The organism is Mycobacterium sp. 1465703.0 (genome assembly GCF_001672975.1).
Lineage (GTDB): Bacteria > Actinomycetota > Actinomycetes > Mycobacteriales > Mycobacteriaceae > Mycobacterium.
Window position 1 is genome coordinate 1 of the sequence record NZ_LZKU01000258.1, and the last position, 25,456, is coordinate 25,456.

The following is a 25,456-nucleotide window of genomic DNA, read 5'->3' on the forward strand; positions in this document are numbered from 1 at the left end:
TCAACTCGTAGCCGAGCCCTTACTCCGTTGTACTACACTGCACGGGCCGCTTACCGGATTCCGTTGCCGGCGTGCGCCACAATCCCGGCATTTCCGCAGGTCAGTGGCGTTTTGGCTGGGGAGGGGCAACCACCGCGAGCGCATCCGGGACCGCCCTGAACGTCATGGATTCGCGCACGCCGAGGTAATCGCCGTCGAACTGGCAGGCGACGGCGCCTCCGGTCGAGGTAACTCGCAGGCATGGCAGGTCGTCCTCGGTGACGAGGTGCTTGAAGTCGAAAGTGGGCCGCTTAGCGAACATTTGCCGGACGATCCGCAGGGTGGGGATCGTCTTCATGGTGGTGGGGGCGAACACTCCAAGGCCCGACTCGAAGGTGCAGCCGGGATTGGTCCATACCGGCCGTTCGTTGGCGAAGGTCCACGGGCTCGAGTTCGACACAAACGCGAAGCTCACCCCGGTAATGGGTTCGCGGCCGGGCAGTTCGAGCGTCAGCATCGGTTCGCGGCGGGTGTAGGCCCAGACGGCGGGCACCGCGGCGCGAATGTAGCGCCACGCGGAAACCTTGCCGCCCTTGTCCCGTTCGGCTTCCACCGCGGCCACCACCTCGGCGTCGACGCCCATGCCGGTGTTGAACACCGCCCACCGCTCCCCGCAGTCGATCAGGCCGATCCGCCGCCACGCGCCGCGACGCTGGTAGTCGTCGAGCAACTGGATGAGCTGGTTGGTGGCCGCGACCGGATCCCGGGAGATGCCCAGCGATCGCGCCAGCACATTCGCCGAACCGCCGGGGACCACGGCAACCGCCGGTACCGGGCCGCTCGGCAGCAGCCCCGGCCGGCCGAGCAGGCCGTTGACCACCCCGCTCACTGTTCCGTCGCCGCCGTGCACCACGACCAGATCGATACCGTCGGCGACCGCCTTCTGCGCGAGTTCGGCGCCGTGACCACGGTGGTTGGTGTGTTCGACACTGAGCTGCAGACGGCTTTTGAGCGCGTGGGCCAGCAGGTCGCGACCGGCAGCAGTGGTGGAAGTGGCTGTGGGGTTGACGATCAGCACGGCCCGCATGAGGCACGAGCTTAGGCGGACTGGTTAAGGCATCGCTGTGGGGGAACCGCCGGGGCGTGGGCCGTCGCCCTGGCTACGCTGACGCTGTGACGCCGCCAGCCGCCCCGACCTCCGTTCGCCGCGCCGGCCTGATCGTCGTGCTGCAGGGGATTGCGGCGTTGGTCGTGGCGGTGGTGCTGGTGGTGCGGGGGATCGCTGGAGCCGACCAGCAGGTGGTCAATGGCCTGGCGACGGCGGGCTGGTTCGTCCTGGTCGGCGCGGCCGTGATCGCCGCGGGGCGCGCCCTGATGCTCGGCAAGCGCTGGGGTCGCGGACTGGCCGTGATCACCCAGTTGCTGTTGTTGCCGGTGGCGTGGTACCTCGCGGTGGGGTCACATCAGCCGGGCTTCGGGATTCCGGCGGGCGCGGTGGCGCTGGTCGTACTCGGATTGCTGTTCAGTCCTGCCGCGGTGCGCTGGGCCGCGGGCGATCAGGGCGATTCCGCCAGCCCCGCCAGCGACCGACCGGACAGCCGGTAAGTCGTCCATTCGTGCTGCGGCTGTCCGCCGATCCCGTCGTAGAGCGTGATGGCGTCGGTGTTCCAATTCAGCACCGCCCAGGACAGCCGCGTGTAGCCCTGTTGCAGGCATTCGGACGCCAGTGCGGCCATCAGCGCCCGGGCCAGCCCGCGGCGGCGAAACTCCGGTCGCACAAACAGGTCTTCCAGGTAGATGCCCGCGACACCGTCCCAAGTGGAGAAGTTGACGAACCACAATGCCATCGCCGCGATTTCGCCGTCTGATTCCGCCACGTGTCCGTACACCGCCGGGGAGTCGCCGAAAAGTGCTGCCGCGATTTGCGTTTCGGTCACCGTGCATTGATCGGCGGCGTGCTCGAATTCGGCCAGGGCGTGGATCATTTCGGTGATCGCGGCGGTATCTCGCGGTGCGGCGCGGCGGATGTCGCTCATTGCTCAACTCCCAGCGCGTTGAGGATCGTGCCGAATTTTGTTGTGGTTTCTGCGACTTCGTCGTCGGGATCGGATTCGGCGACGATGCCGCCACCGGCCCGCGCCAGCGCGCTGCGACGATCCGCCGATAGCTGCGCGCAGCGCAGCGACACCACCCAGCGGCCGTCGCCGCGTGCGTCACACCAGCCCACCGCCCCGGCGTAGAACCCGCGGTCGCCTTCCAGTTCGGTGATCAGTTGGATTGCGTCCTTGGTCGGAACCCCGCCGACCGCCGGGGTGGGATGCATTGCCAACGCCAAATCAATTGCCGTGGTTGATGTATCGCGCAGCCGGCCGCTGATCGGCGTGCACAGATGCCAGACCGTGGCGGTGTGGCTGAGTTGCGGCTCGGGGGCGATGGAAAGGTCGTCGCACAGCGGTTCCAGATCGGCCCTGATGGTTTCGATGACCAGCTGATGCTCGTGGCGGTTCTTGGCCGAGGAGGCCAGCGCGGCGCCGTTGGCTGCGTCGGCGTCCGGATCGGCGCCGCGCGGGGCCGACCCGGCGAACGGCCGGCACTCGACGCGATCGCCGCTGCGCGCAACCAGAAGTTCGGGACTGGCGCCCACCAGCGCCACCCCCGCGTACTCGTCGCCGGCCGCGGTCAGGTCGACCAGGTAGCCGTAGGCCGCCGGGTCCGCGCCGATGAGCCGGCGCAGGATCACCCGCGCATCCAGTGGGGCGTCGGCCACCAGCCGCAAGGCGCGGGCCAGCACCACCTTGTGCAGCGGGTTATCGGCCGCGGCGAGCTGCTCGCACGCCCTGCGGATCCGGTCCCGGTAATCGACCGGCGGCGGCACGGCTTGTGCCACCCGCACCGACGGCAGCCCGCCGGCCGGCCAGTCCGGCGGCCCATCCGTGGCGTTCACCGTCTCGGGCGTCAGCAGTGCGGCCGGTCGGCTCACATCAAAAGGCAACGCGCCCAACACAATCGGCGCTTGTTCCGAGCGAAGGGCGGCTTGCGCCGCGGTCACGTCGCGATAGCGCCGTCGCACCCCGTCGGCGACCAGGGTGCCCGTCGGCCCGCACAGCGCGAACGGCGGCTCCTGGTTTAGCTGCTCGACACGCCCGCCTCGCGCGGCTGCCCGGCGCGCATCGTCGTCTTCGCTGCTCACTGACCTGTCAATCCGAGCGCCTGCAGCTGTCGCACCCCGTGCTCGAACCCGCAGACCGCGATCGACGCGGTGATCATGGCGAAACGGCTGCCCTCGACCAGCGGCAGCTCAACCCAGCGGGTGACCACCGCACGGGAGAAGTGGCCATGGCTGACGAACACCACGTCGCGCGACTCCATGTGCTGTAGCGCCGTCGCGACGGCGCGGTCGGCGCGCTCACTGACCTGCGCCACTGTCTCGCCGCCCGGGCAGCCGTGCGTCCACACCAGCCAATCAGGTGCCGACTCCCGGATCTGCGCCGTGGTCAGGCCCTCATAAGAGCCGTAATCCCACTCCGCCAGCAGCTCGGACACCTCGTCGATGGACAGACCGGCCAACTTCGCGGTGATCAGCGAACGTTGCCGCGGGCTGCTGATCACCAGCGGGTCAACGAGTTTGAGCTCATCGAGAACCCCGGCGGCCAGCTTGGCCTGCGTCCGGCCGGCCTCGGTCAGCTCGACCTCGGTGCGGCCGGTGTGCTGGCCGGATTTCGACCACTCGGTCTCGCCGTGGCGCAGCAGCACCAGACGGTGATTGTGCAAGCCCATATCGATTGATTCTGCCGGACGACATGCTGCTTGGCCGCAGCATCCGGCGGGCGAACATGCCAGGATGGCACTATAAGCCACTCGGCGACGATGCAGTGGGGAGGCAGCGATGAGGTGGCGGCGCCGGTGAGTAAAACGCGGGTGTTGGCGGTGGCCAACCAAAAGGGTGGTGTCGCCAAGACGACCACGGTCGCATCGCTGGGTGCGGCGATGGTGGACGAGAACAAGCGGGTGCTGCTGGTCGACCTCGACCCCCAGGGCTGTCTGACCTTTTCGCTGGGCCAAGATCCCGACAAACTGCCGGTGTCCGTGCACGAGGTGCTGCTCGGCGATGTCGAGCCCAACGCCGCGCTGGTCGAGACGGCGGAGGGAATGACGCTGTTGCCGGCCAACATTGACCTGGCCGGTGCCGAGGCGATGCTGTTGATGCGGGCCGGCCGCGAATACGCGCTCAAGCGGGCGCTGGCCAAGCTCGAGGACATGTTCGACGTGGTGATCATCGACTGCCCGCCGTCGCTGGGTGTACTCACCCTCAACGGGCTGACGGCCGCCGACGAGGTCATCGTCCCGCTGCAGTGCGAGACGCTGGCGCATCGCGGAGTCGGCCAGTTCCTGCGCACCGTCGCCGATGTTCAGCAGATCACCAACCCGGACCTGCGGCTGCTCGGCGCGCTGCCGACGCTGTACGACTCGCGCACCACGCATACCCGCGACGTGTTGCTCGACGTCGCCGACCGCTACAGCATGCCGGTGCTGGCCCCGCCGATTCCCCGCACGGTGCGTTTCGCCGAGGCCAGCGCCTCGGGCTCGTCGGTGATGGCCGGCCGCAAGAACAAGGGCTCGACTGCCTACGGCGAACTGGCGGCGGCATTGCTCAAACACTGGAAGAGTGGCAAACCGCTGCCGACGTTCGCCGTGGAGGTCTAGTGGCGATCGCCAGCGCGGCGGAGCCGGGCGCCGCGGGTCGCCACCATCGGGTTTAGCCCAGGGCGACTACGGTGTTGCCGCGCTGCTCGAACACCCGGGATCCCGACACCGCCGGGTAGACCGCTTTTCCGGCCGGCGGGGCGCTGGTCGACCGGTCGACCGGGATGTAGCGTTCGTTGGCCCCACTGAGTGGGTCGTAGACGCCGATCGCGCCGGTGACCGGCACCAGCAGCCGGCCCGCCATCATCACCCCCGGCCCCAATGGCGCCGTCTTGTCGCCTGCGGCGATCGTGTACCGCAGCGCCATGGTGCTCCCGTCGAAAACCATCAGCGAATCGCCGGTCCACCAGGTCATCAGGCTGCCGGGGTGAGAGACCACCGCCGAGCGCGACGGCGGCTTGGGCAGCAGAGCGCTCGACACGGTGGCGCCGGTTTCGTCGATCACGTCCACGCGGGGCTGCGGCGCCGGCAGGTACACCGCGGTGGTGTTCTCCGAGACGGCCAGTACCCGGGCGCCCGAATCCGGGGCGATCCCCGGTTCGGCCACGATGCGCTGCTGGGGTTCGTCGTCGTCCTTGCCGGGACGCAGCAGCACCAACCGCAGATCGGCCTGGCGCGCGCAGCTTTCCAGCACCGATACCGCCTGCGAGCTGGCCGCGGCAGAGATCAGCTTGCATCCGGAGTGCAGTCCGCGCGTCGACGGTTTCACCCGGGCGTCACTCTCGCCGTAGGCCAGCATCCGGACCATGTCCGAACGCCACAGTTCCAGCCGGGTGTCGCCGACCGACAACACCGTCATCCCGTCGGAGGAGAGCCGCACTCGCGGATCGGCGTAACCGCTGCGGGCGGGCCCACGTCGACCGGTGGAACCGTCCAGGGTGCTCACCTGCCCACAGCCGCGGTCATCGCGGTAGACCCCGACGGCATACCGGTACAACCAGGTGACTCCGCACAGGTCGGTGTCGCGGGCATAGCTCCAATGGGACTGACCCGTGCCGGCATCGCGCCCGTCGATCCGGCGGCCTTCACCGGTCACCACATCACCGCCCACCACCACCGGGGCGGTGGTGGCCGCGCTCGCGGCGCTCCACAGCTGCTTCAGGCCGGCCGGCACCTGCCGGGCGGGGGCCGGGTTGGCTGCCGGTGTGGCCGCGGGCCGGCTGGTGGTGGCCCGGGCGTCGCTGGTCCACCAGATCAACGCCGCGACGGCGGCGACCACCACCACGATGGCCGCGGCGGCGAGGATGTCGCCCTTGGTCCGGCGCTCGGGTCTGACCATGCGTCGGCGCGGGCGGTTAGTTGCTCGGCGTGGTGGCGGCGGCCGCTGTGGCGGCCTGCCCTTCGGCGGGCTTGCGGCGCCGACGGCGGCGTCGGCTGGAGCCGGCGTTGCCCGGTGGCGCGCCGGCCGGTGCTTCCGCGGCCGCCTCGCCGTTGGTGCTCGCCGACCCGTTGCCCGACGGGTGCGCGGCGACGGGCTGGCCGCCGCGGGTGCGCCGCCGGGTGCCGGAGCGGCGCGCGGGCCTCTCCGATTTCTGCTGCGGCTTCTTGCCGTCCCGGTCGCTGCTGCGGCGCTGGCCCTGCGGCTTGCGGGCCGCACCCACCGTGCCGCCGGCGTCGGCGGGGATGTTCAGCTCGGCGTGCAGGTGCGGAGAGTTGGAGTAGGTTTCGGCCGGCTCGGGAGAATCCAGCCCCAAGGCCTTGTCGATCAGCGCCCAGCGGGATAGCTCGTCCCAGTCCACCAGGGTGACCGCGATCCCGGTCTTGCCGGCGCGGCCGGTGCGGCCGATGCGGTGCACGTAGGCCTGCTCGTCCTCGGGGATCTGGTAGTTGATGACGTGGGTGATGTCGTCGATGTCGATGCCGCGGGCGGCCACGTCGGTGGCGACCAGCACGTCGATCTCCCCGGTCCGAAAGGCCTTCAGCGCCTTCTCGCGGGCCGCCTGGCCGAGGTCGCCGTGCACCGCGCCCACCTTGAATCCGCGCTCGGCCAGTTCGTCGGCCACTTTTTGCGCGGTGCGCTTGGTGCGGGTGAAGATCATTGTGGCGCCGCGGCCCTCGGCCTGCAGCACCCGACTAACGAGCTCCACCTTGTCCAGCGCGTGGGCCCGGTAGACGTACTGGACGGTGGTGTCGTGGGTGGCCGCCGAGTGCGGCGCTTCGGCCCGGATGTGGGTGGGCTGGTTCATGAAGGTGCGGGCCAGCGTGATGATCGGGTCCGGCATGGTCGCCGAGAACAGCATGGATTGCCGGTCGGTCGGGATTTGGCGCAGGATGCGCTCGATGTCGGGCAAGAAGCCCAGGTCGAGCATCTCGTCGGCCTCGTCGAGCACCAGCACCGACAGCCCACCCAGTTGCAGGTGGTTCTGCTGGCTCAGGTCGAGCAGCCGGCCCGGTGTGCCCACCACGACGTCGGCGCCGGCGCGCAACGCCTCGATCTGCGGCTCGTAGGGGCGTCCACCGTAGATGGGGACAACCGAGAGCGGCCGGTCGTCTTCGGCGGTCAGGTGCTTGGCCGCCAGCGTCAGGTCATCGGTGACCTGCAGGCACAGCTCGCGGGTGGGCACCACGATCAGCGCCCGTGGTGTGCCGTTGAGCGGCCGTGCGGCGGTGCCGGCGGTGATGCGCTGCAACAGCGGCACACCGAAGGCGAAGGTCTTGCCCATACCGGTGCGGGCCTGGCCGATCAGATCGTCGCCGGCGAGCGCCATCGGCAGGGTCAGCTCTTGGATGGCAAAAGGGCTTTCGATCCCTTTTTCGGCAAGTGCGCGCACGATTTCGTCGCGGACGCCGAGTTGAGCAAAGGTCAGTTCAGTTGTGCTGGTGAGTGCGGTCATGCGTGAGTAAGTAGCCTCTCGGGGACGTCGGATTGTGTCGGTATTTCTCTGTCGCGGTCACGCGCGCACGAGTTCCGACTCCGATACGTCGCCGAGTCGCCGGCCCTGGCTCAGTCTGGGGGGCCCAGATCGGGCGGGCCAGCTGTGCACGCACATTTCGCCGATAGCGGCTTGAAAAAACAGTTACGGCCGTAAAGACAGCCGCCATCTATCTACATGATAGCTGGTCGACAGCTGGGACCCATTTTGGCTAAGCCGGCCGACTACAGTGTTGCCATGACCCGGCCCTCCAGCCAGCCCTCCGAAGCCGACCACATCGACGACTCGTCCGCCCCCCGGCTGTCGGCTGATCACCCCGGTGTCAACGAGCTGTTCGCGGTTCTGGCCTACGGCGAGATCGCCGCGTTCTATCGGCTCACCGACGAGGCACGGATGGCCCCTGACCTGCGCGGACGCATATCGATGGCCAGCATGGCCGCCGCCGAAATGCAGCACTACGAGCAGCTGCGCGACGCGCTGGAGGGCCGCGGGGTCGACGTGGTGCCGGCGATGTCCAAGTACGTCTCGGCGCTGGAGAACTACCACCGGCTGACGATGCCCAGCACGTGGCTGGAAGCGTTGGTGAAGACCTATGTCGGCGACGCCCTGGCAGCCGATCTGTACCTGGAGATCGCCGATGGTCTGCCCGACGAGGTCGCCGACGTGGTGCGCGCGGCGCTATCGGAAACCGGGCATTCGCAGTTCGTCGTCGCCGAGGTGCGCGCCGCCGTGACGTCCAGCGGAAAGCAGCGCAGCCGGCTGGCGCTGTGGTCACGCCGCCTGTTCGGCGAAGCGATCACTCAGGCGCAGTACCTGCTGGCCGACCACGACGAGCTGGTCGACCTGGTGATGTCGGGCGCCGGCGGGCTCGGCCAGCTCAACGCGTTTTTCGACCGCATGCAGCAAACGCACGACCGGCGCATGCACGAACTCGGCCTGAGCTGACGCTCAGCGCGCGCAGGTCGCGATGTTCGAGGTGTTGGTCGAGGCGATGACTCGCTGGCCGGCAGCGTTGAAGATCGAGCAGCTGAGCTGACCGTAGAAGCTGGTCGCGACGACGGACTCGGTCTGTACGCCCGGGTTCAGCACGACCACTTTCGACCACGGCAGCGACACGTTGAACTCCGTCTGCGGGACGCCCCGGGCGTCGGTGTAGACGATGTTCACCAGGTCCAGCAGCTGCTTGGTTCCGTTCACGCTGTAGACGACGGTGCGCGGGTTCAGCGGGGCGGTCGGCGGTGCCGCGGCAAGCGGCGGCGCGGTGGTGGGTGCTGCCACCGCTGGCGGTGCCACGGGTGCGGCGCTGGGTGTGGTGACCGTCGTGAAGGTCTCGGCCGGTAACTGGGAGGGGCCCGCCGACGCGCTGGGCGGCACGGATGCCTTGGTGGTGGTGGGCGCCGAGGTCACCGGGTGCGGAGCCGGTGCCCCCATGGTGGCCTTGGTCGACGCGCTGTCGCCGCTGTTGATGATCACGGCGGTGGCAATAGCGCCCAATGCGACCACCGCGCCGACAACCGCCGTGGCGGGGCGCCAGCGCGAGTCGGCCGGCCATCCTGTCCAGTTGTAATCGGCGTTCAGGTGGGGATCGGTGTCACAGGCGTCGTCAATGTCGTCCGCGGGGTAGCCCCGGATCCTCTCGTCAAGGTGCGGCAGTGTGGTACCCATGGTGCCGAAGTTAGCCATGTGAAAACACGGATCGGGTATCGCGCGGGTGTGCGAGACAACCTGCAAGCGAATTGTTATCGGGCTGCGACCGCGGTTCCGCTGACCGCGAAGTGTGGGGCTGTCAGCGGTGGGGGTCAGCCGCGTCCACTAGCCTCTGCTGACAGGGCTGGGACTGCACCACCTGCGGAAGACTGCACTACCCATGGAAGGGGTGACCGTGGAGGTCAAGATCGGTATCACGGAGAGTCCGCGCGAGCTGGTGCTTGCCAGCGCCCAGACGCCGGGTGAGGTCGAAGAACTGGTTAGCACCGCGCTGAGCGACGGGTCGGGTCTGCTGCGGCTGAGCGACGAGCGAGGCCGTCGCTTCCTGATTCACACCAGCAAAATCGCCTATGTCGAGATCGGCATCGCCGACGCGCGCCGGGTCGGCTTCGGGATCACCGCGGAATCCGGCAAGCACGCCGGCAAGGGGCATTAGGAGCGGGTAAGCGGCACGTGTGACAGTCCGCCCCAGGCGAACTGGACGGTGCCGTCGACCGCGTCCGCCTTGGAGATCGGCCGGTCGGAGTCGAGCCAGTACCTGGCGCAGTCGACGCTGACGCCGACCAGTCCAACCGCGATCATTCGGGCCCGGTGGGGATCCAACCCGGAATCCTCGCTGATCAACGCGTACACCGCGTCGATGCAGGATTCGGTCGCGACGCGCACCTGGGCGGCCACCTCAGGCTCGGTGACGTAGTCGTTCTCGAAGATGAGCCGGTAACCCTGGCTGTCGTGCTCGATGAAATCGAAGAACGCCTGCACCGCGGAGTGCAACCGGCGGCGGTTGTCGGTGGTGGTGCTCAGTGCCTGCTGAACGCCCGAGACCAGGTTTTCCACGTGCCGCGCCAGCACCGCCAGGTACAGCTCGAGCTTGCTCGAAAAGTGTTGATACAGAACGGGTTTGCTGACCCCGGCCCGGTCGGCGATCTCGTCCATGCCGGCCGCGTGGTAGCCGCGGTCGACGAAGACATCGCTCGCCACGATGAGCAATTGGCCGCGCCGCTCGTCGCGCGGCAACCGGTTACCCCGCCGGTTCGAAACCGCGGTTCCGTCCGCCGGCCGACCGCGGTCGGCCGATCTGACGGCGCGGCGCGCCGGCACCCTGGCGAGTTCGCTCATCAATTCCTCATCTGATTGTCGCGACCTGCCATCCCGGGGCCGGCCGCTCGAAGCCCGTGGGAAAGACCTTACTACCCGCCACCTCGATGCGAAGGCAATCGCCGTCGTCGCCGCAGGCAGAAGCGGTGTCGGCGGCCGGATTCGGGCGCGCCACCGGCGAGGTGGGTGGCCGGTTATGCGATCCTGGGAAAATGACGTCCCCGCGGCCCCCGCGCAGCACAGGTCGCGTGCCGGTGTTGCGCGATGAGTGGCGAGAGCCGCTGCGTGCGCTGCGCGACCCCCTCGCGCGGGAAGCCGGACGGGTCCGGGCCGACCGGGAACGGCCGCGACAATGGCGCAAACAGACCTGGCTGGGGCGTTTCGTCTCCACCTACGGGTGGCGCGCCTACGCCCTGCCCGCCCTGGTGGTACTCACCGCGGTGGTCATGTATCAGACGGTCACCGGTGCCGGTGCGCCGAAGCCGACCGCCAATCAGCCCATCCAGAGTCCACCGGCGATCGGCGCGGTCGGCACCACGATCATCGACGCCCCGCCGCGCGGCCTCGCCGCGTTCGACGCCAACCTGCCGGCCGGGACCTTGCCGGACGGCGGGCCATTCACCGAAGCCGGCGACAAGACGTGGCGCGTGGTGCCGGGCAACACCCCACAGATCGGCCAGGGCACCGCCAAGGTGTTCCGGTACACCGTCGAGGTGGAGAACGGCATCGACCCGACGATGTTCGGCGACGACGACGCCTTCGCCCAGATGGTCGAGCAGACGCTGGGCAATCCGAAGGGCTGGACGCACAACCCGCAGTTCGCGTTCATCCGGATTGACAACGGCAAACCCGACTTTCGCATTTCGCTGGTATCGCCGGTGACGGTGCGCGGGGGCTGCGGCTATGAATTCCGGCTCGAAACATCCTGTTACAACCCGGTATTCGGTGCCAACCGCGAGTCGCGGGTCTTCATCAACGAGGCACGCTGGATACGCGGCGCGGTGCCGTTCGAAGGGGACATCGGGTCCTACCGGCAGTACGTGATCAACCACGAGGTCGGCCACGCCATCGGATACCTGCACCACGAGCCGTGCGAACAGCAGGGCGCCCTGGCGCCGGTCATGATGCAGCAGACGTTTTCCACGTCGAACAACGACGCCGCCCAGTTCGACCCGGACGTCGTCAAGGCCGATGGGAAGACCTGCCGGTTCAACCCCTGGCCATACCCGATCGCCTAGCCCGCGCGACGATGCGCGCCGCGTCGCGGCGTGAGGAGGAGCCGGGCAATCGGCCTAGCTCGCGCGACGATGCGCGCCGCGTCGCGGCGTGAGGAGGAGCCGGGCAATCGGCCTAGCCCGCGCGATCTTCGTTGCCGCACCTCGGGTCGGCTGGTGTGATGGTTGTAGACAACGCTTATCCGTTGAGCCGACTGAGGAGATGTTTTCGCAGTGCCCACGCCGCTGCCGCCTCTGGTGGCCCCCGCCGACCACCTGACCGGCGATGAGGTGGCTCGCTACAGCCGCCACCTGACCATTCCCGACATGGGTGTCGAAGGGCAGAAGCGGCTCAAGAACGCCCGGGTGCTGGTGATCGGTGCCGGCGGGCTGGGAGCACCGACGCTGCTCTACCTGGCGGCGGCCGGCGTGGGCACCATCGGCATCGTCGAATTCGACGTGGTCGACGATTCGAATTTGCAGCGTCAGATCATCCACGGGGTGGCCGACGTCGGCCGGTCCAAGGCCCGCTCGGCGCGGGATTCCATCGCCGCGATCAACCCGCTGGTCGACGTGCGGCTGCACGAGTTCCGGCTGGACTCCAGCAACGCCGTCGAGCTGTTCGGCCAGTACGACCTGATCGTGGACGGCACCGACAACTTCGCCACCCGGTATCTGGTCAACGACGCGGCGGTGCTGGCGAAAAAGCCGTACGTGTGGGGGTCGATCTACCGTTTCGAGGGACAGGTGTCGGTGTGCTGGGAGGACGCCCCGGACGGCCGGGGGCTCAACTATCGCGACCTCTACCCGGACCCCCCGCCGCCCGGTTCCGTTCCGTCCTGCGCCGAGGGCGGCGTGCTGGGCATCGTCTGCGCCTCCATCGCCTCGGTGATGAGCACCGAAGTGATCAAACTCATCACCGGGCTCGGTGACTCGCTGCTGGGCCGGTTGATGATCTACGACGCACTTGACATGACCTACCGCACCATCGCGATCCGCCGGGACCCGTCGGACGCGTCGAGGCCGACGATCACCGAGCTCGTCGACTACGAGCAGTTGTGCGGCGTGGTGCCCGAGCCCCCGGCCGACGACGTCGGGTCGGCCATCACCCCGCGGGAGTTGCGCGACTGGCTGGATTCCGGCAAGAAGCTGGCCCTGATCGACGTGCGTGAGCCGGTGGAGTTCGACATCGTGCACATCGACGGGGCCCAGCTGATTCCGCAGTCGTCGATCAATTCCGGAGAGGGTCTGGCAAAGCTGCCGCAGGACCGGCTGCCGGTGCTGTATTGCAAAACCGGGGTGCGCTCGGCCCAGGCGCTGGCGGTGGTGCGCAGGGCCGGATTCACCGATGCGGTGCATTTGCAGGGCGGGATCACGGCATGGGCGCAGCAGATGCAACCCGACATGATCATGTACTGACCCATTGCGCCGGTTGGACGGCGGCGACCCGCCGCGCCCGGCTTCGCCGCGCTTGCGATCGCCGCATGTCGGACTCGTTTAGAGTACCGGTGTGACAGTCGAGCCACCGCCGGATCATGTGCTGTCGGCGTTTGGTTTGGCCGGCGTTAAACCCGTGTATCTGGGTGCCAGCTGGGAGGGTGGCTGGCGGTGCGGCGAAGTCGTCCTGTCGCTGGTTGCCGACAACGCGCGTGCGGCCTGGTCCGCCCGGGTGCGCGAGACCTTGTTCGTCGACGGCGTTCGGCTGGCCCGGCCGGTCCGTTCCACCGACGGGCGCTACGTCGTTTCGGGCTGGCGGGCAGACACCTTCGTTGCCGGCACGCCGGAGCCCCGCCATGACGAAGTCGTCTCGGCGGCGGTGCGCCTGCACGAGGCGACCGGCAAACTGGAGCGGCCCCGGTTTCTGACCCAGGGTCCCGCGGCGCCGTGGGGCGACGTCGACATCTTCATCGCCGCCGATCGTGCGGCGTGGGAGGAACGCCCGCTGGCCTCGGTGCCACCCGGCGCCCGGGTGGCCCCTCCGACGGCGGATACCGAACGATCGGTGGAGCTGCTCAACCAGCTGGCGACCTTGCGCAAGCCGACCAAGAGTCCCAACCAGCTGGTCCACGGAGACCTTTACGGCACAGTGCTTTTCGTCGGTACCGCAGCGCCTGGAATCACCGACATCACCCCGTACTGGCGGCCCGCGTCGTGGGCGGCCGGTGTCGTCGTGATCGACGCGCTGTCGTGGGGGGAGGCCGACGACGGCCTGATCGAACGCTGGAACGCCTTACCGGAATGGTCGCAGATGTTGTTGCGGGCGTTGATGTTTCGCTTGGCGGTGCACGCGCTGCATCCGCGATCTACCGCCGAGGCGTTCCCGGGCCTGGCCCGCACCGCGGCGCTGGTCCGGCTGGTGCTCTAGCGGCCGTCCGGAAACTCGTAACGGACCTCGGGCAGCGCGATCTTCCCGTCGGTAGCCAGCACGCCTTCGGCGCGTAGCAATTCCAGCTGTCGAGTCGTCAGGTGCCGCGCCGGGCGTCCGGAGGCGGTGATCACTCGATGCCAAGGCAGGTCGGAGGAGTCGGTCCGCATGATCCAGCCGACGATACGCGGGCTGGAAAGCCCTGCGACGGTGGCGATGTCGCCATAGGTGACCACCCGGCCGGACGGAATCGCGGCGACCAGCGCACGTACCCGCTCGACTTGCTCGTCGGTCACCGGCGCCACGGTCAGCGGCTTTCCAACAGTTCGCGGGTCAACGCGGCGATCTCATCGGGCTTGGCGTAGGGCACCATGTGGTTGCAGTCGAAATCCAGCAAACGGAAATCTGTTCCCAACCGCTGCGCCAGGCCGGTGATGAGCTGGTCGGTGACATACGGCGGCGTGGTCCGCTTGGCTCGCACCAGCACGGTCGGGGTTTTCGGCGGCGGCAGCACGGCGTCGCGGGCCAACTCGCTCCAGTACGACATCATCGCGGGCAGGCTGACCCGCCAGCCGTAGCGCCCGGTCGGCAGCGCGATCAGATGTTCGTCGATCTCGGCGTCCAGCAGGGCGGGTTCGACATCGGACCACGAGCCGTGCACCTTCTCCATCCGCGCTTCCTCGGCGTCGGGATAGTCGGGCGAGTACAACATCGCCTCGGCGATCTCGCGCATCCACGCTCCGTCCAAGCCGACCGCGGGGTCGAGCAGCAGCAGCCCCGCCACCTGGTCGGGGCTGGCAGCGGCCAGGTGCATGGCCAGCCCGCCGCCGAACGAGTGACCCACCACCACAACAGGTGTGTCGCGCTGCCCGTCGAGCAGCGCGGTGAGCGCGGCGACGTTGGCGTCGATGGTCCACGGCGCGGCCCATGACGACCTGCCGTGACCGAGCAGATCCGGTGCGGCGACACCGATCCCGGGCAGAAAGCCGGACAGATGCTGCCAACGCTGGCCGTGGCCGGTCAACCCGTGTAGCGCCAGAATCCGCACCGGACCGGACGGGCCGTAACGGTGCACATGCAACTTCGCGGTCACCCGTCGATGGTGCCAGCCGCCGCTGCCGAAGGTGGCAGCCGGTCCTCAGCGGCCGTCTTCCCAATCGTCCTCGGGGGAGATGACGTAGGCCTGCTCGAGCACATCGGCCTCGTTGGCCTCGCGATCCTTGGCGGCGGCCACGTAATCGGTGTCCAGGCCGGTCTCGTCGTCGGAGTCGGCGGGCCGCAGTTGTTCCACCGCGTCACCTTCCGGCGCCTCGTCGATGGGAAAGCCGCGTTCGTCGTCCTTCATGGTCTTCAACCCTTCCGTCCGTACATCCGGCTGTTCCGGCTTCCAGGGTAAGAGTCGGCCACGAAGTTTGCCCGGTAACCCTCGAGCCGTCCCCATCACACTTGTCGGACCCTCGTGATGTCATGCCGTCATGTCGCACACCTGGGATGCCGAAGCGCACGCCGTCCTGGACCCGGCTGCACGCGGCCGGATGCGTATCCTCGGTGGGCCAGGCACCGGCAAGAGCAGCCTGCTGATCGACGCCGCGGTCGCCCAGATCGACGCGGGTGTCAACCCGGAATCGGTTCTGCTGCTTACCGGTTCCGGCCGGATCGGGATGGCCGAGCGCAGCGCCCTGACGACGGCGTTGCTGCGCTCGCGATCCGCCGGCCCGGTTCAGGCCGCGGTAAGCGAGCCGCTGGTGCGGACCGTGCACGGGTACGCGTATGCGGTCTTGCGGCGTGCCGCCGAGCGCGCCGGTGAGGCGCCCCCGCGGCTGGTCACCAGCGCCGAACAGGACGCCATCATCCGGGAACTGCTGGCCGGCGACCTCGAGGACGGCCCGCGCGCCTCGTCGGCGTGGCCGGCCCCGCTACGGCCGGCGCTGAGCACCGCTGGGTTTGCCACCGAACTTCGAAATCTGTTGGCCCGCTGCGCGGAACGCGGAGTGGATCCGCAGGAGCTTCAGCGGCTGGGCCGTCGTTGCCGGCGGCCGGAATGGACCGCCGCGGGTCAATTCGCGCGCCAGTACGAGCAGGTGATGTTGCTGCGGGCGGCGGTGGGGACGGCCGCGCCGGAGGCGACCACCCCCGCGCTGGGTGCCGCCGAATTGGTGGGCGCCGCACTGGAAGCGTTCGCCGTCGACCCCGAGTTGCTGTCGGCCGAGCGCGCCCGGATCCGCGTCCTGTTGGTCGACGACGCCCAGCAGTTGGACCCGCAGGCCGCCCGCCTGGTTCGGGTGCTCGCCTCGGGCGCCGAGTTGGCGCTGATCGCCGGAGATCCCAATCAGGCGGTGTTCGGCTTCCGGGGCGGCGAGCCGGCCGGATTACTCGGCGACGATGCGCCCGCGGTGACGCTGACGACGTCGCATCGCTGCGCTCCCGCCGTGGCGCGCGCGGTCAGCGGTATCGCCGCCCGGTTACCCGGCGCCGGCAGCGGCCGGCAAATCCACGGCGCCGGGCCAGGGGAGGGTTCGGTTACCGTGCGTCTGGCCGCGTCGGAGCACGCCGAGGCGGCGACCATCGCCGATGCGCTGCGCCGCGCACACCTGATCGACGGTGTGCCCTGGTCGCAGATGGCGGTCATCGTCCGGTCGGTGCCGCGGGCCGGTGCCCGGCTGCCTCGTGCATTGGCCGCGGCCGGAGTGCCGGTGGCCGCGCCCGCCGTACCGGGGCCGTTGGCCGAGGAACCGGCCGCGCGGGCGTTGCTCACCGTGGTGCTGGCCACCGCCGACGGGCTCGACGGGCAGCATGCGCTGACGTTGCTGACCGGCCCCATCGGTCGTGTCGACCCGGTAGCGCTGCGCCAGTTGCGCCGAACACTGCAGCGCGCCAACCCCGCTCGCCCACCGGGAGATTTCGCCGACCTGTTGGTCGAGGCACTGTCCGCCGACACGATGCCGAAGGGTCCGCAGTTCGCCCCGCTGCGCAAGATCCGCGCGGTGCTGGACGCGGCGGCACGCTGTCACCGCGCCGGTGAAGATCCGCGCTACACGCTGTGGGCCGCCTGGCACCGCTCCGGGTTGCAGCGCCGCTGGCTGTCGGCGAGCGAGCGCGGCGGCCCCGCGGCGGCCCAGGCCACCAGAAACCTCGAGTCGGTGACCGCGTTGTTCGACACCACCGACGACTACGTGTCGCGCACGTCGGGTGCGTCGTTGCGCGGTCTGGTCGAACACATCGCCGCGCTGGCGCTGCCGAGCGCCACCCCCGACCCGGTCAGCGCGACCGAGCAGGTGCGAGTGCTCAGCGCACATGCCGCGCTGGGGCATGAATGGGAGTTCGTGGTTATCGCAGGACTGCAAGATGGGTTGTGGCCCAACATCGTTCCGCGTGGTGGCGTGCTGGGCACCCAGCGGCTGCTGGACGTGCTGGACGGAGTCACCGCGGACGCCTCGGTGCGGGCACCGCTGCTGGCCGAGGAGCGCAGGCTGCTGGTGGCGGCGATGGGCCGGGCCCGGCGACGGTTGCTGGTAACGGCGGTCGACAGCGACACCGGTGGTGCGGGCAACGAGGCCGCGCTGCCGTCGGTGTTCTTCGCCGAAATCGCGCAGTGGGCCGACGATCACGTCGACAGCGCCGGCGTACAACCGGTCTCGGCTCCCCGGGTGCTGTCCGCGGCCGCGCTGGTGGGCCGGCTTCGTGGGGTGGTCTGCGCGCCCGACGGCGCGGTGGACAAGTCGACCCGCCATTGCGCGGCAAGGCAATTGGCCCGGCTGGCCGAAGCGGGCGTGCCCGGTGCCGACCCGGCCGGATGGCACGGCCTGACTCCGATCAGCACCAGCGAACCGCTGCGGGACAGCGGCGATGTGGTGACCTTGACGCCGTCGACCATGCAAACCCTCAACGACTGCCCGCTGCGCTGGCTCGCCGAACGGCACGGCGGATCCAACCCGCGCGACGTGCGCTCGGCGATCGGGACGATCGTGCACGCGCTGATCGCCGAACCGCACAAGAGCGAGTCGGAACTACTGGCCGAGCTGGACCGTGCCTGGCAGCATTTACCCTTTGCCGCGCAATGGCATTCGGCGAACGAACTGGCCCGGCACCGCGCCATGCTGGAGGCGTTCATCGAGTGGCGGGCGCAGACCCGCGGCTCGTTGACCGAAGTCGGCGTCGAAGTCGAGATCGACGGAACCGTCGCCACCAATCAAGGCGAGGTGCGGCTGCGCGGCCGGGTCGACCGGCTGGAGCGCGATGCCGCCGGCCGGCTGGTGATCGTCGACATCAAGACCGGCAAGACGCCGGTCAGCAAGGACGATGCCCAACAGCACGCCCAGTTGGCGATGTACCAGTTGGCGGTGGCTGCGGGTCTTCTCGGCGCCGAGCCCGACAATGCGGAGCCCGGCGGTGCGCGGCTGGTGTACCTCGGCAAGACCGGGGCGGCCGGAGTGGCCGAGCGCGAACAGGATCCGCTGACGACGGCCGCCGGGGACCACTGGCGAGAGGTCGTCGGGCGAGCGGCCGACGCGACGGCCGGCCCGCAGTTCATCGCGCGGCGCAACGACGGCTGCTCGCACTGCCCGATCCGGCCGTACTGCCCGGCCCAAGCCGACGGAGCCCAGCAATGACCCCGCGGCCGCGTTACAGCCCAGCCGAATTGGCCGGTGCGCTAGGGCTTTTCCCGCCGACTGACGAGCAGGCCGCCGTCATCGCCGCGCCGCCGGGCCCGCTGGTGGTCATCGCCGGAGCCGGTGCCGGAAAAACCGAAACCATGGCCGCACGGGTGGTCTGGTTGATCGCCAACGGCTACGCCGACCCCGGTCAGGTGTTGGGGTTGACGTTCACCCGCAAGGCCGCCGGCCAGCTGCTGCGCCGGGTCCGGTCCCGGCTGGCCGGTGTCGGCTTGGGCGTGCCGGGCGCCACCGGCGATGCGCCCGTCGAGCCCGAGGGATCGCCGATGGTGAGCACCTACCACGCCTTCGCCGGGTCATTGCTGCGGGATTACGGGCTGCTGTTGCCCGTGGAGCCCGACACCCGACTGCTCAGCGAAACAGAGTTGTGGCAACTGGCTTTCGATGTGGTGAACGGGTACCGCGGGGAGTTGCGCACCGACAAGAGCCCGGCGGCCGTCACGTCGATGGTGCTGCGGTTGTGGGGGCAGTTGGCCGAGCATCTGGTCGACACCGGCCAGCTGCGCGATACCCACCTGGAGCTGGAGCGGCTGATCCATGCGCTGCCCGCCGGGCCCTACCAACGCGACCGTGGCCCCAGTCAATGGCTGCTGCGGCTGTTGGCCGCCCAGACCGAGCGCGCGGAACTGGTGCCACTGCTCGATGCACTCGACGACCGCATGCGCGCCGCGAAGGTGATGGACTTCGGCATGCAGATGGCGTCGGCGGCCAGGCTGGCGGCGACATTTCCGCAAGTCGGCGCGGATCTGCGCAGCCGCTACCGGGTGGTACTGCTCGACGAGTATCAGGACACCGGCCACGCCCAACGCATCGCTCTCTCAGCACTATTCGGCGGCGGAGTCGATGACGAGCTGGCGCTCACCGCCGTCGGTGATCCCATCCAGTCGATCTACGGCTGGCGTGGTGCTTCGGCGACCAACCTGCCCCGGTTCACCACCGACTTCCCCCGATCCGACGGCACCCCCGCCCCGATGTGCGAGTTGCGGACCAGCTGGCGAAATCCGCCGCGGACGCTGCGGATAGCCAACGCGGTGTCGGCGGAGGCGCGGCGGCGATCGGTAGCGGTGCACGCACTGCGCCCGCGCCCGGACGCGCCGCCCGGCATCGTCCGCTGCGCAATGCTTCCCGATGTGACGGCCGAGCGGGACTGGATCGCCGACCACCTCGAGGCGCAGTACCAGCGGGCCCGTGACGAGGGTGTCAGCCCGCCGACGGCCGCGGTGCTGGTGCGGCGCAACGCCGATGCCGCACCCATCGCCGACGCGCTGCGCGCCCGCGGCGTCCCGGTCGAGGTCGTCGGGCTTGCCGGTCTGCTGGCCATCCCGGAGGTCGCCGAGATCGTGGCGATGCTGCGGCTGGTCGCTGATCCGACCGCCGGCGCGGCGGCGATGCGGGTGCTCACCGGTTCGCGCTGGCGCCTGGGCGCCCGGGACCTGGCGGCGCTGTGGCAGCGTGCCCGGACCCTCGGCGGGGTGGTGCAGCCCGGGCAACCACCCTCGCCCGAGGCGATTGCGACGGCGGCCGGCCCCGACGCCGACACCGTCTGCCTGGCCGACGCAATCGCGGATCCCGGTGCGGCCGGCGCGTATTCGGCTGCGGGTTATCAACGCATCACCACGCTGGGTGCCGAGCTGAGCGCGCTGCGCGCCCACCTCGGCCATCCGCTCGCCGACCTGATCGCCGAGGTGCGCCGGGTACTGGGCATCGACTGTGAAGTCCGGGCCGCGGCCGGGGTCGGAGCCGGTTGGGCCGGCACCGAGCATCTGGATGCCTTCGCCGACGTCGTCGCCGGTTACGCCGAACGCAGCGAGACCGCGACCGGGCCGGCGGACGGATCGGCATCCACGTCGGTGGCCGGCCTGCTGGCCTACCTGGACGTCGCCGAGTCCGTCGAAAACGGTTTGGCGCCAGCACCATCGGCGGTCGCCCGGGATCGCGTCCAAGTGCTCACCGTGCACTCCGCGAAGGGACTGGAGTGGCAGGTGGTGGCGGTGGCTCACCTGTCCGGCGGCACCTTCCCGTCGACTGCGTCGAAGAGCACCTGGCTCACCGACGCCGCGGAGCTGCCGCCGTTATTGCGCGGCGACCGCGCCGCCGCGGGTGCGCTGGGCATTCCGGTGATGGACACCTCGGACGTCACCAATCGAAAGCAGCTGTCGGACACCATCTCCGAGCATCGCCGCCAGCTCGAACAGCGACGCGTCGACGAGGAGCGCCGGTTGTTGTATGTCGCTATCACCCGGGCAGAGGACACCCTGCTGGTATCGGGGCACCACTGGGGCGCGACGGGCATCAAACCGCGCGGCCCTTCGGATTTCCTGTGCGAGATCAAGGCCGTCATCGACGATTCGGCCGCGGCCGGCGACCCGTGCGGAACGGTGGAGCAATGGGCGCCGGCTCCCGCCGACGGTGAGCGAAACCCGCTACGCGACACGGTCGTCGAAGCGATATGGCCACCCGCCCCGTTGGCGATGCGGCGCGACGACGTCCAGCATGGCGCGGCACTGGTGAATCAGGCGTTGCTCGGCGAGACCACCGAGACGGGGGTCGACGTCGAGGGCTGGTCCGCCGACGTCGACGCACTATTGGCGGAGCGGGCGCGGTTGGTGCAGCCTGTGTCGCGCGCCCTGCCCGGGCAGTTATCGGTCAGCTCCCTGGTCGGCCTGGCACGCGACCCGGCGGGCACCGCGCAGCGGTTGAGGCATCGGCTGCCGTCTCGTCCGGAGCCGCATGCGTTGCTGGGCAATGCCTTTCACGCATGGGTGCAGAAATTCTACGGTGCCGAGTGCCTGTTCGACCTCGGCGATTTGCCGGGCGCAGCGGACTCGGACGTCGGCGACACGGCGGAACTGGCCGAGTTGCAGCATGCCTTCACCGAATCACCATGGGCGGCAAGGACTCCGGTCGCGGTCGAGGTGCCGTTCGAAATGCCGATCGGCGACACTTTAGTTCGTGGGCGGATCGACGCGGTGTTCGCCGACCCCGATGGCGGTGCGACTGTGGTCGACTGGAAAACCGGTGCACCGCCGGACGGGCCGGACGCCATCCGTCAGGCTGCGATCCAGCTCGCCGTGTATCGCATGGCTTGGGCAGCGTTGGCCGGCGTCCCGGAATCCTCGGTGCGCACCGCCTTCCATTACGTGCGCGCCCGCACCACCGTGACCCCCGATGAACTGCCGGGCACCGACGAACTCGCGCGGTTGCTGATGGATCCGGACGGCGACCGTCGTGTCCCGGTGTGACCTGCATCGCAGGAGTATTAGGGAAGGTGTGGCCGTGGTTACATAAGACTCGTGCGTGTGGGCGCAGAACTTGAGCCGATGACGGACCGCCGTGCGCAACGGTAGGTCCCGAAAGCTGAGCGGTCTGGACGAAACCCTGACCGCTCAGCGCGGTCACCAGCTGATCGGCGTGGTGCGCATCCCCGAGGAGCATCTGAGCCCCGTCCGCGTCATCACCCGTCGGCTGGTCATCGCGCTGGTGGTGCTGTTCGCCGCGGCCGTCATTGTCTACCTGGACCGCAACGGCTACCGCGACGTGCGCAATGAGCCGTTGACATTCCTGGACTGTGTGTATTTCTCAGCGGTGTCCCTGTCGACCACCGGCTACGGCGACATCACGCCCTACACCGAAACCGCACGTCTGGTACACACCCTGATCTTCACCGCGCTGCGGATCGCGTTCCTGGCCGTGTTGGTCGGCACCACGCTCGAAGTGCTGTCCGAGCGCAACCGCCAAGGGTGGAAGATTCAGCGTTGGAGGAGCAGAGTGCGCAACCACACCATTGTGATCGGCTACGGCACCAAGGGGAAGACGGCCGTCGCCGCCATCCTCGGGGATGAAACCGTTCAGTCCGAGGTCGTCGTCGTGGACACCGACCGCAGCACGCTCGAGCACGCCGAAAGCGCGGGCCTGGTCACCCTGCATGGCGACGCCACCAAAGCCGACGTGTTGCGGCTGGCCGGGGCCCAGCATGCGGCGTCCATCATCGTCGCCACCAGCCGCGATGACACCTCGGTGCTGGTGACGTTGACAGCGCGTGAGCTCGCGCCCCGCGCCAAAATCGTCGCCTCGATCCGCGAAACCGAGAACCAGCACCTGCTGCAGCAGTCCGGCGCGGACTCGGTGGTGGTCTCCTCGGCCACCGCCGGCCGACTGCTCGGGCTGGCCACCACCACACCCAGCGTGGTGGAGATGATCGAGGATCTACTGACCCCCGACGTCGGACTGGCCATCGCCGAGCGCGAAGTGGAGCAGGCCGAAGTGGGCGGATCACCGCGGCACCTGCGCGACATCGTGCTCGGGGTGGTGCGCAATGGGCACCTGCTGCGCATCGGAGCGCCGGAAGTCGATGCCATCGAGGCCAACGACCGGCTGCTCTACATCCGAAACGCCGACCACTGATGGCGATCGCGGACTTTCAGCTGCGCAGCGTGCCGTTGCTGTCGCGGGTCGGCGCCGATCGCGCCGATCAGCTGCGCACCGATGTCGACGCGGCCACCGCGGGCTGGGCGGATGCCGCGTTGCTGCGGGTGGACTCGCGCAATCAGGTGCTGGTGGCCAATGGCCGGGTGGTGCTCGGCGCGGCCGCCGAAGTGGCCGACAAGCCGCCGCCGGAAGCCGTGTTCTTGGGGCGCATCGAGGATGGCCGGCACGTCTGGGGCATCCGCGGCGCGCTGCAAGCCCCGGACGACCCGACTGCTCAGGCCGAGGTGGTGAACCTGCGCAGCCTGGGCCCGATCTTCGACGACACGAGCAGCCAGCTGGTGTCCGCGGCCGTCGCACTGCTGAATTGGCATGAGAAGGCCCGCTTCAGCCCGGTGGACGGTTCGCCGACGAGGCCGGCCCGGGCGGGCTGGGCACGCGTCAACCCGGTCACCGGGCAGGAGGAGTTCCCGCGCATCGACCCGGCAGTGATCTGCCTGATCCACGACGGCGGGGACCGCGCGGTGCTGGCCCGCCAGGCCGTGTGGCCGGAGCGGATGTTCTCACTGCTGGCCGGATTCGTCGAGGCCGGAGAATCTTTCGAGGTGTGTGTCGCGCGGGAGATCCGCGAGGAGATCGGCCTGACCGTTCGCGATGTGCGATACCTGGGCAGCCAGCCGTGGCCGTTCCCGCGCTCGCTGATGGTCGGCTTTCACGCCGTCGGCGACCCGGCCGAGCAGTTCTCGTTCAACGACGGCGAGATCGCCGAGGCGGCGTGGTTCACTCGCGACGAGGTGCGCGCAGCACTGGCGGCTGGGGACTGGTCCAGCTCGTCGGACTCGAAACTGCTTCTGCCCGGGTCCATTTCGATCGCCCGGGTGATCATCGAATCCTGGGCCGCGATCGACTGACCGGGCTAGCTGCCGGCCTCGGCCAGCTTCGCCTTCACCTGGGCGGCGCTGGGGTTGGTCAGCGTCGAGCCGTCGGCGAACTTCACCGTCGGAACCGTCCTGTTGCCGCCGTTGACCTTGCTGACGAAATCCGCGGCCGCCGCGTCGTCCTCGATGTCGACCGCCTGGTAGGGAATTCCGTTGGACTTCAGCACGGTCATGAGCCGGTGGCAGTAACCACACCACGACGTGGTGTAAACGGTGAGCGGAGCAGAGGTCATAACTCGTTAACGTAACCCGGCTGCCAAGCGTTCCGCGCCGCGGGCAGCATCCCCCGGAAACGCCGGTAACTCGCCGACGCGCGCCAGCAGCGGCGGCGCTTTGTCGGCCATCGCTGCCAAGATGGACGCCATGCCGACGCTCGCCGATCCATTGACTGCCGGGCTGGATGACGAGCAGCGCGAGGCTGTGCTGGCTCCGCGCGGCCCGGTCTGTGTGCTCGCCGGCGCCGGAACGGGAAAAACCCGCACCATCACGCACCGGATCGCCCAGTTGGTCGCCGGCGGTCACGTCGCGGCCGGGCAGGTGCTGGCGGTCACCTTCACCCAGCGGGCGGCGGGGGAGATGCGCTCCAGGTTGCGGATGATCGACGCCGCGGCGGGCGCCGACACCGCCGACGGCGCGGTGTCGGCGCTGACGTTCCACGCGGCCGCCCACCGGCAGCTGCGGTATTTCTGGCCGCGGGTGGTCGGCGACACCGGCTGGCAGCTGCTGGACAGCAAGTTCGCCGTGGTGGCCCGGGCGGCCGGGCGCGCCCGGATCAACGCCGGCACCGACGACGTGCGCGATCTCGCGGGCGAGATCGAGTGGGCCAAGGCGTCGCTGATCGGGCCCGAGGAATACCCGGCCGCGGTCGCCGCCGCCGCACGCGACATCCCCTTGGACGCAGCCCGGGTCGCCGCTGTCTACGCGGCCTACGAGGCCCTCAAGGCCCGCGGCGACGGCGTCGCCCTGCTCGATTTCGACGACCTGCTGCTGCACACCGCCGCCGCGATCGAAAACGATCCCGCCGTGGCCGAGGAATTCCGGGACCGCTACCGCTGCTTCGTGGTCGACGAATACCAGGACGTCACGCCGTTGCAGCAGCGGGTGCTGACGGCGTGGCTGGGCGAGCGCGACGACCTGACCGTGGTGGGTGACGCCAACCAGACCATCTACTCGTTCACCGGGGCCTCGCCGCGGTTCCTGCTCGACTTCTCCCGCCGGTTCCCCGACGCCACCGTGGTGCGCCTGGAGCGCGACTACCGCTCTACCCCGCAGGTGGTTTCGTTGGCCAACCAGGTGATCGCGGCGGCCCGCGGCCGGGTCGCCGGTAGCAAGCTGCACCTGGTCGGACAGCGCGCGTCGGGTCCGGCGCCATCGTTTAGCGAGCATCCCGACGAACCGGCCGAGGCCGCCGCGATCGCGACGTCGATCAAGCGGCTCATCGAAGCCGGCACCCCGCCCTCCGAGATCGCGGTGCTGTACC

At 69.3% G+C, this 25,456-nt stretch carries 24 protein-coding genes; 12 read left to right on the plus strand and 12 right to left on the minus strand.

What is annotated here, in order from left to right:
• Positions 1-100: 100 nt before the first annotated feature.
• The gene (locus A5625_RS24330) at positions 101-1,066 is read right to left on the minus strand and encodes a diacylglycerol kinase family protein (RefSeq protein ID WP_067000257.1); all 966 of its coding nucleotides are present in this window, start codon (positions 1,064-1,066) and stop codon (positions 101-103) included.
• Between the two features lie 86 nt (positions 1,067-1,152).
• Here A5625_RS24330 and A5625_RS24335 point away from each other — a divergent pair, with 86 nt between their 5' ends.
• The gene (locus A5625_RS24335) at positions 1,153-1,584 is read left to right on the plus strand and encodes a hypothetical protein (RefSeq protein ID WP_067000260.1); all 432 of its coding nucleotides are present in this window, start codon (positions 1,153-1,155) and stop codon (positions 1,582-1,584) included.
• On the opposite strand, the gene A5625_RS24340 is transcribed toward A5625_RS24335, so the two are convergent.
• The 3 genes from A5625_RS24340 to A5625_RS24350 are packed head-to-tail and all read right to left on the minus strand — an operon-like array spanning position 1,536 to position 3,756.
• A complete protein-coding gene (locus A5625_RS24340; protein WP_067000262.1) occupies positions 1,536-2,015 on the minus strand; it encodes a GNAT family N-acetyltransferase in 480 nt (159 codons plus the stop codon). The genes A5625_RS24335 and A5625_RS24340 overlap by 49 nt on opposite strands.
• A complete protein-coding gene (locus A5625_RS24345) occupies positions 2,012-3,169 on the minus strand; it encodes an isochorismate synthase MenF (protein WP_067000265.1) in 1,158 nt (385 codons plus the stop codon). The genes A5625_RS24340 and A5625_RS24345 overlap by 4 nt, the downstream gene beginning before the upstream one ends.
• Positions 3,166-3,756, minus strand: coding sequence for an acid phosphatase (locus A5625_RS24350; protein WP_067000268.1), 591 nt, complete (start codon positions 3,754-3,756; stop codon positions 3,166-3,168). The genes A5625_RS24345 and A5625_RS24350 overlap by 4 nt, the downstream gene beginning before the upstream one ends.
• A gap of 126 nt (positions 3,757-3,882) precedes the next feature.
• On the opposite strand from A5625_RS24350, the gene A5625_RS24355 reads away from it, so the two are divergent.
• Positions 3,883-4,683, plus strand: coding sequence for a ParA family protein (locus A5625_RS24355; protein ID WP_156748523.1), 801 nt, complete (start codon positions 3,883-3,885; stop codon positions 4,681-4,683).
• A 52-nt stretch (positions 4,684-4,735) separates the two neighbouring features.
• Here A5625_RS24355 and A5625_RS24360 read toward each other — a convergent pair whose 3' ends face one another.
• Both A5625_RS24360 and A5625_RS24365 read right to left on the minus strand, forming a co-directional pair.
• Entirely contained in the window at positions 4,736-5,962 is a 1,227-nt protein-coding gene (locus A5625_RS24360) for a hypothetical protein (protein WP_067000274.1), read from the minus strand.
• Positions 5,963-5,978: 16 nt separating this feature from the next.
• Positions 5,979-7,517 (minus strand): DEAD/DEAH box helicase, encoded by a 1,539-nt coding sequence (locus tag A5625_RS24365; protein ID WP_067000277.1) that lies wholly within the window; start codon positions 7,515-7,517, stop codon positions 5,979-5,981.
• 276 nt (positions 7,518-7,793) lie between these two features.
• Between A5625_RS24365 and A5625_RS24370 the strand changes: the two genes are divergently transcribed.
• The gene (locus A5625_RS24370) at positions 7,794-8,501 is read left to right on the plus strand and encodes a ferritin-like fold-containing protein (protein ID WP_067000280.1); all 708 of its coding nucleotides are present in this window, start codon (positions 7,794-7,796) and stop codon (positions 8,499-8,501) included.
• Between the two features lie 3 nt (positions 8,502-8,504).
• Here the strand turns inward: A5625_RS24370 and A5625_RS24375 are convergent, their stop codons facing one another.
• Positions 8,505-9,221 carry an MmpS family transport accessory protein gene (locus A5625_RS24375; protein WP_067000283.1) on the minus strand — a complete coding sequence of 239 codons (717 nt, stop codon included), beginning with the start codon at positions 9,219-9,221 and terminating at the stop codon, positions 8,505-8,507.
• A 217-nt stretch (positions 9,222-9,438) separates the two neighbouring features.
• Here A5625_RS24375 and A5625_RS24380 point away from each other — a divergent pair, with 217 nt between their 5' ends.
• Positions 9,439-9,699, plus strand: coding sequence for a DUF3107 domain-containing protein (locus A5625_RS24380; RefSeq protein ID WP_156748525.1), 261 nt, complete (start codon positions 9,439-9,441; stop codon positions 9,697-9,699).
• Here A5625_RS24380 and A5625_RS24385 read toward each other — a convergent pair.
• Positions 9,696-10,382, minus strand: coding sequence for a TetR/AcrR family transcriptional regulator (locus tag A5625_RS24385; RefSeq protein WP_067000289.1), 687 nt, complete (start codon positions 10,380-10,382; stop codon positions 9,696-9,698). The genes A5625_RS24380 and A5625_RS24385 overlap by 4 nt on opposite strands.
• An 86-nt stretch (positions 10,383-10,468) precedes the next feature.
• On the opposite strand from A5625_RS24385, the gene A5625_RS24390 reads away from it, so the two are divergent.
• From A5625_RS24390 to A5625_RS24400, 3 genes are all read left to right on the plus strand, one after another.
• Positions 10,469-11,599 carry a DUF3152 domain-containing protein gene (locus A5625_RS24390; RefSeq protein WP_067000292.1) on the plus strand — a complete coding sequence of 377 codons (1,131 nt, stop codon included), beginning with the start codon at positions 10,469-10,471 and terminating at the stop codon, positions 11,597-11,599.
• A 210-nt stretch (positions 11,600-11,809) separates the two neighbouring features.
• Positions 11,810-12,994: an adenylyltransferase/sulfurtransferase MoeZ gene (moeZ, locus tag A5625_RS24395; RefSeq protein WP_067000295.1), complete on the plus strand. Its 1,185-nt coding sequence runs from the start codon at positions 11,810-11,812 to the stop codon at positions 12,992-12,994.
• 91 nt (positions 12,995-13,085) lie between these two features.
• Positions 13,086-13,940, plus strand: coding sequence for a TIGR02569 family protein (locus A5625_RS24400; protein ID WP_067000298.1), 855 nt, complete (start codon positions 13,086-13,088; stop codon positions 13,938-13,940).
• Here the strand turns inward: A5625_RS24400 and A5625_RS24405 are convergent.
• The 3 genes from A5625_RS24405 to A5625_RS24415 are packed head-to-tail and all read right to left on the minus strand — an operon-like array spanning position 13,937 to position 15,285.
• A complete protein-coding gene (locus A5625_RS24405; RefSeq protein WP_067000301.1) occupies positions 13,937-14,245 on the minus strand; it encodes an MGMT family protein in 309 nt (102 codons plus the stop codon). The two genes, A5625_RS24400 and A5625_RS24405, sit on opposite strands and share 4 nt — an antisense overlap.
• 2 nt (positions 14,246-14,247) lie before the next feature.
• On the minus strand, positions 14,248-15,033 hold the full coding sequence (locus tag A5625_RS24410; RefSeq protein WP_067000304.1) for an alpha/beta fold hydrolase: 786 nt from the start codon (positions 15,031-15,033) through the stop codon (positions 14,248-14,250).
• Between the two features lie 45 nt (positions 15,034-15,078).
• On the minus strand, positions 15,079-15,285 hold the full coding sequence (locus A5625_RS24415) for a hypothetical protein (RefSeq protein WP_067000307.1): 207 nt from the start codon (positions 15,283-15,285) through the stop codon (positions 15,079-15,081).
• 130 nt (positions 15,286-15,415) lie between these two features.
• Between A5625_RS24415 and A5625_RS24420 the strand changes: the two genes are divergently transcribed.
• The 4 genes from A5625_RS24420 (at position 15,416) to nudC (ending at position 23,949) form a co-directional block, all read left to right on the plus strand.
• Positions 15,416-18,550 (plus strand): ATP-dependent DNA helicase, encoded by a 3,135-nt coding sequence (locus A5625_RS24420; protein WP_067000310.1) that lies wholly within the window; start codon positions 15,416-15,418, stop codon positions 18,548-18,550.
• Positions 18,547-21,855, plus strand: a complete 3,309-nt coding sequence (locus tag A5625_RS24425; RefSeq protein WP_067000313.1) for an ATP-dependent DNA helicase — start codon at positions 18,547-18,549, stop codon at positions 21,853-21,855. The genes A5625_RS24420 and A5625_RS24425 overlap by 4 nt, the downstream gene beginning before the upstream one ends.
• 91 nt (positions 21,856-21,946) lie before the next feature.
• Positions 21,947-23,017, plus strand: a complete 1,071-nt coding sequence (locus tag A5625_RS24430; RefSeq protein ID WP_067000317.1) for a TrkA family potassium uptake protein — start codon at positions 21,947-21,949, stop codon at positions 23,015-23,017.
• Positions 23,017-23,949, plus strand: coding sequence for an NAD(+) diphosphatase (gene nudC, locus A5625_RS24435; protein ID WP_067000320.1), 933 nt, complete (start codon positions 23,017-23,019; stop codon positions 23,947-23,949). Before A5625_RS24430 ends, nudC begins: the two co-directional genes overlap by 1 nt.
• Positions 23,950-23,954: 5 nt before the next feature.
• Here nudC and mrx1 read toward each other — a convergent pair whose 3' ends face one another.
• Positions 23,955-24,209 (minus strand): mycoredoxin Mrx1, encoded by a 255-nt coding sequence (gene mrx1, locus A5625_RS24440; RefSeq protein ID WP_067000324.1) that lies wholly within the window; start codon positions 24,207-24,209, stop codon positions 23,955-23,957.
• 130 nt (positions 24,210-24,339) lie between these two features.
• Between mrx1 and A5625_RS24445 the strand changes: the two genes are divergently transcribed.
• Positions 24,340-25,456 (plus strand): ATP-dependent helicase (locus A5625_RS24445; protein ID WP_197516217.1); only part of this gene is annotated, 1,117 nt, incomplete at its 3' end.

What these genes read in the sequence shown, in the direction of transcription:
- A5625_RS24390 (WP_067000292.1), top strand. Translation starts at nt 10,469, where the DNA reads ATGCGAAGGCAATCGCCGTCGTCGCCGCAGGCAGAAGCGGTGTCGGCG.
- mrx1 (WP_067000324.1), bottom strand. Translation starts at nt 24,209, where the DNA reads ATGACCTCTGCTCCGCTCACCGTTTACACCACGTCGTGGTGTGGTTAC.
- A5625_RS24415 (WP_067000307.1), bottom strand. Translation starts at nt 15,285, where the DNA reads ATGAAGGACGACGAACGCGGCTTTCCCATCGACGAGGCGCCGGAAGGT.
- A5625_RS24425 (WP_067000313.1), top strand. Translation starts at nt 18,547, where the DNA reads ATGACCCCGCGGCCGCGTTACAGCCCAGCCGAATTGGCCGGTGCGCTA.
- A5625_RS24360 (WP_067000274.1), bottom strand. Translation starts at nt 5,962, where the DNA reads ATGGTCAGACCCGAGCGCCGGACCAAGGGCGACATCCTCGCCGCCGCG.
- nudC (WP_067000320.1), top strand. Translation starts at nt 23,017, where the DNA reads ATGGCGATCGCGGACTTTCAGCTGCGCAGCGTGCCGTTGCTGTCGCGG.
- A5625_RS24370 (WP_067000280.1), top strand. Translation starts at nt 7,794, where the DNA reads ATGACCCGGCCCTCCAGCCAGCCCTCCGAAGCCGACCACATCGACGAC.
- A5625_RS24365 (WP_067000277.1), bottom strand. Translation starts at nt 7,517, where the DNA reads ATGACCGCACTCACCAGCACAACTGAACTGACCTTTGCTCAACTCGGC.
- A5625_RS24340 (WP_067000262.1), bottom strand. Translation starts at nt 2,015, where the DNA reads ATGAGCGACATCCGCCGCGCCGCACCGCGAGATACCGCCGCGATCACC.
- A5625_RS24375 (WP_067000283.1), bottom strand. Translation starts at nt 9,221, where the DNA reads ATGGGTACCACACTGCCGCACCTTGACGAGAGGATCCGGGGCTACCCC.
- A5625_RS24385 (WP_067000289.1), bottom strand. Translation starts at nt 10,382, where the DNA reads ATGAGCGAACTCGCCAGGGTGCCGGCGCGCCGCGCCGTCAGATCGGCC.
- A5625_RS24330 (WP_067000257.1), bottom strand. Translation starts at nt 1,066, where the DNA reads ATGCGGGCCGTGCTGATCGTCAACCCCACAGCCACTTCCACCACTGCT.
- A5625_RS24350 (WP_067000268.1), bottom strand. Translation starts at nt 3,756, where the DNA reads ATGGGCTTGCACAATCACCGTCTGGTGCTGCTGCGCCACGGCGAGACC.
- A5625_RS24420 (WP_067000310.1), top strand. Translation starts at nt 15,416, where the DNA reads ATGTCGCACACCTGGGATGCCGAAGCGCACGCCGTCCTGGACCCGGCT.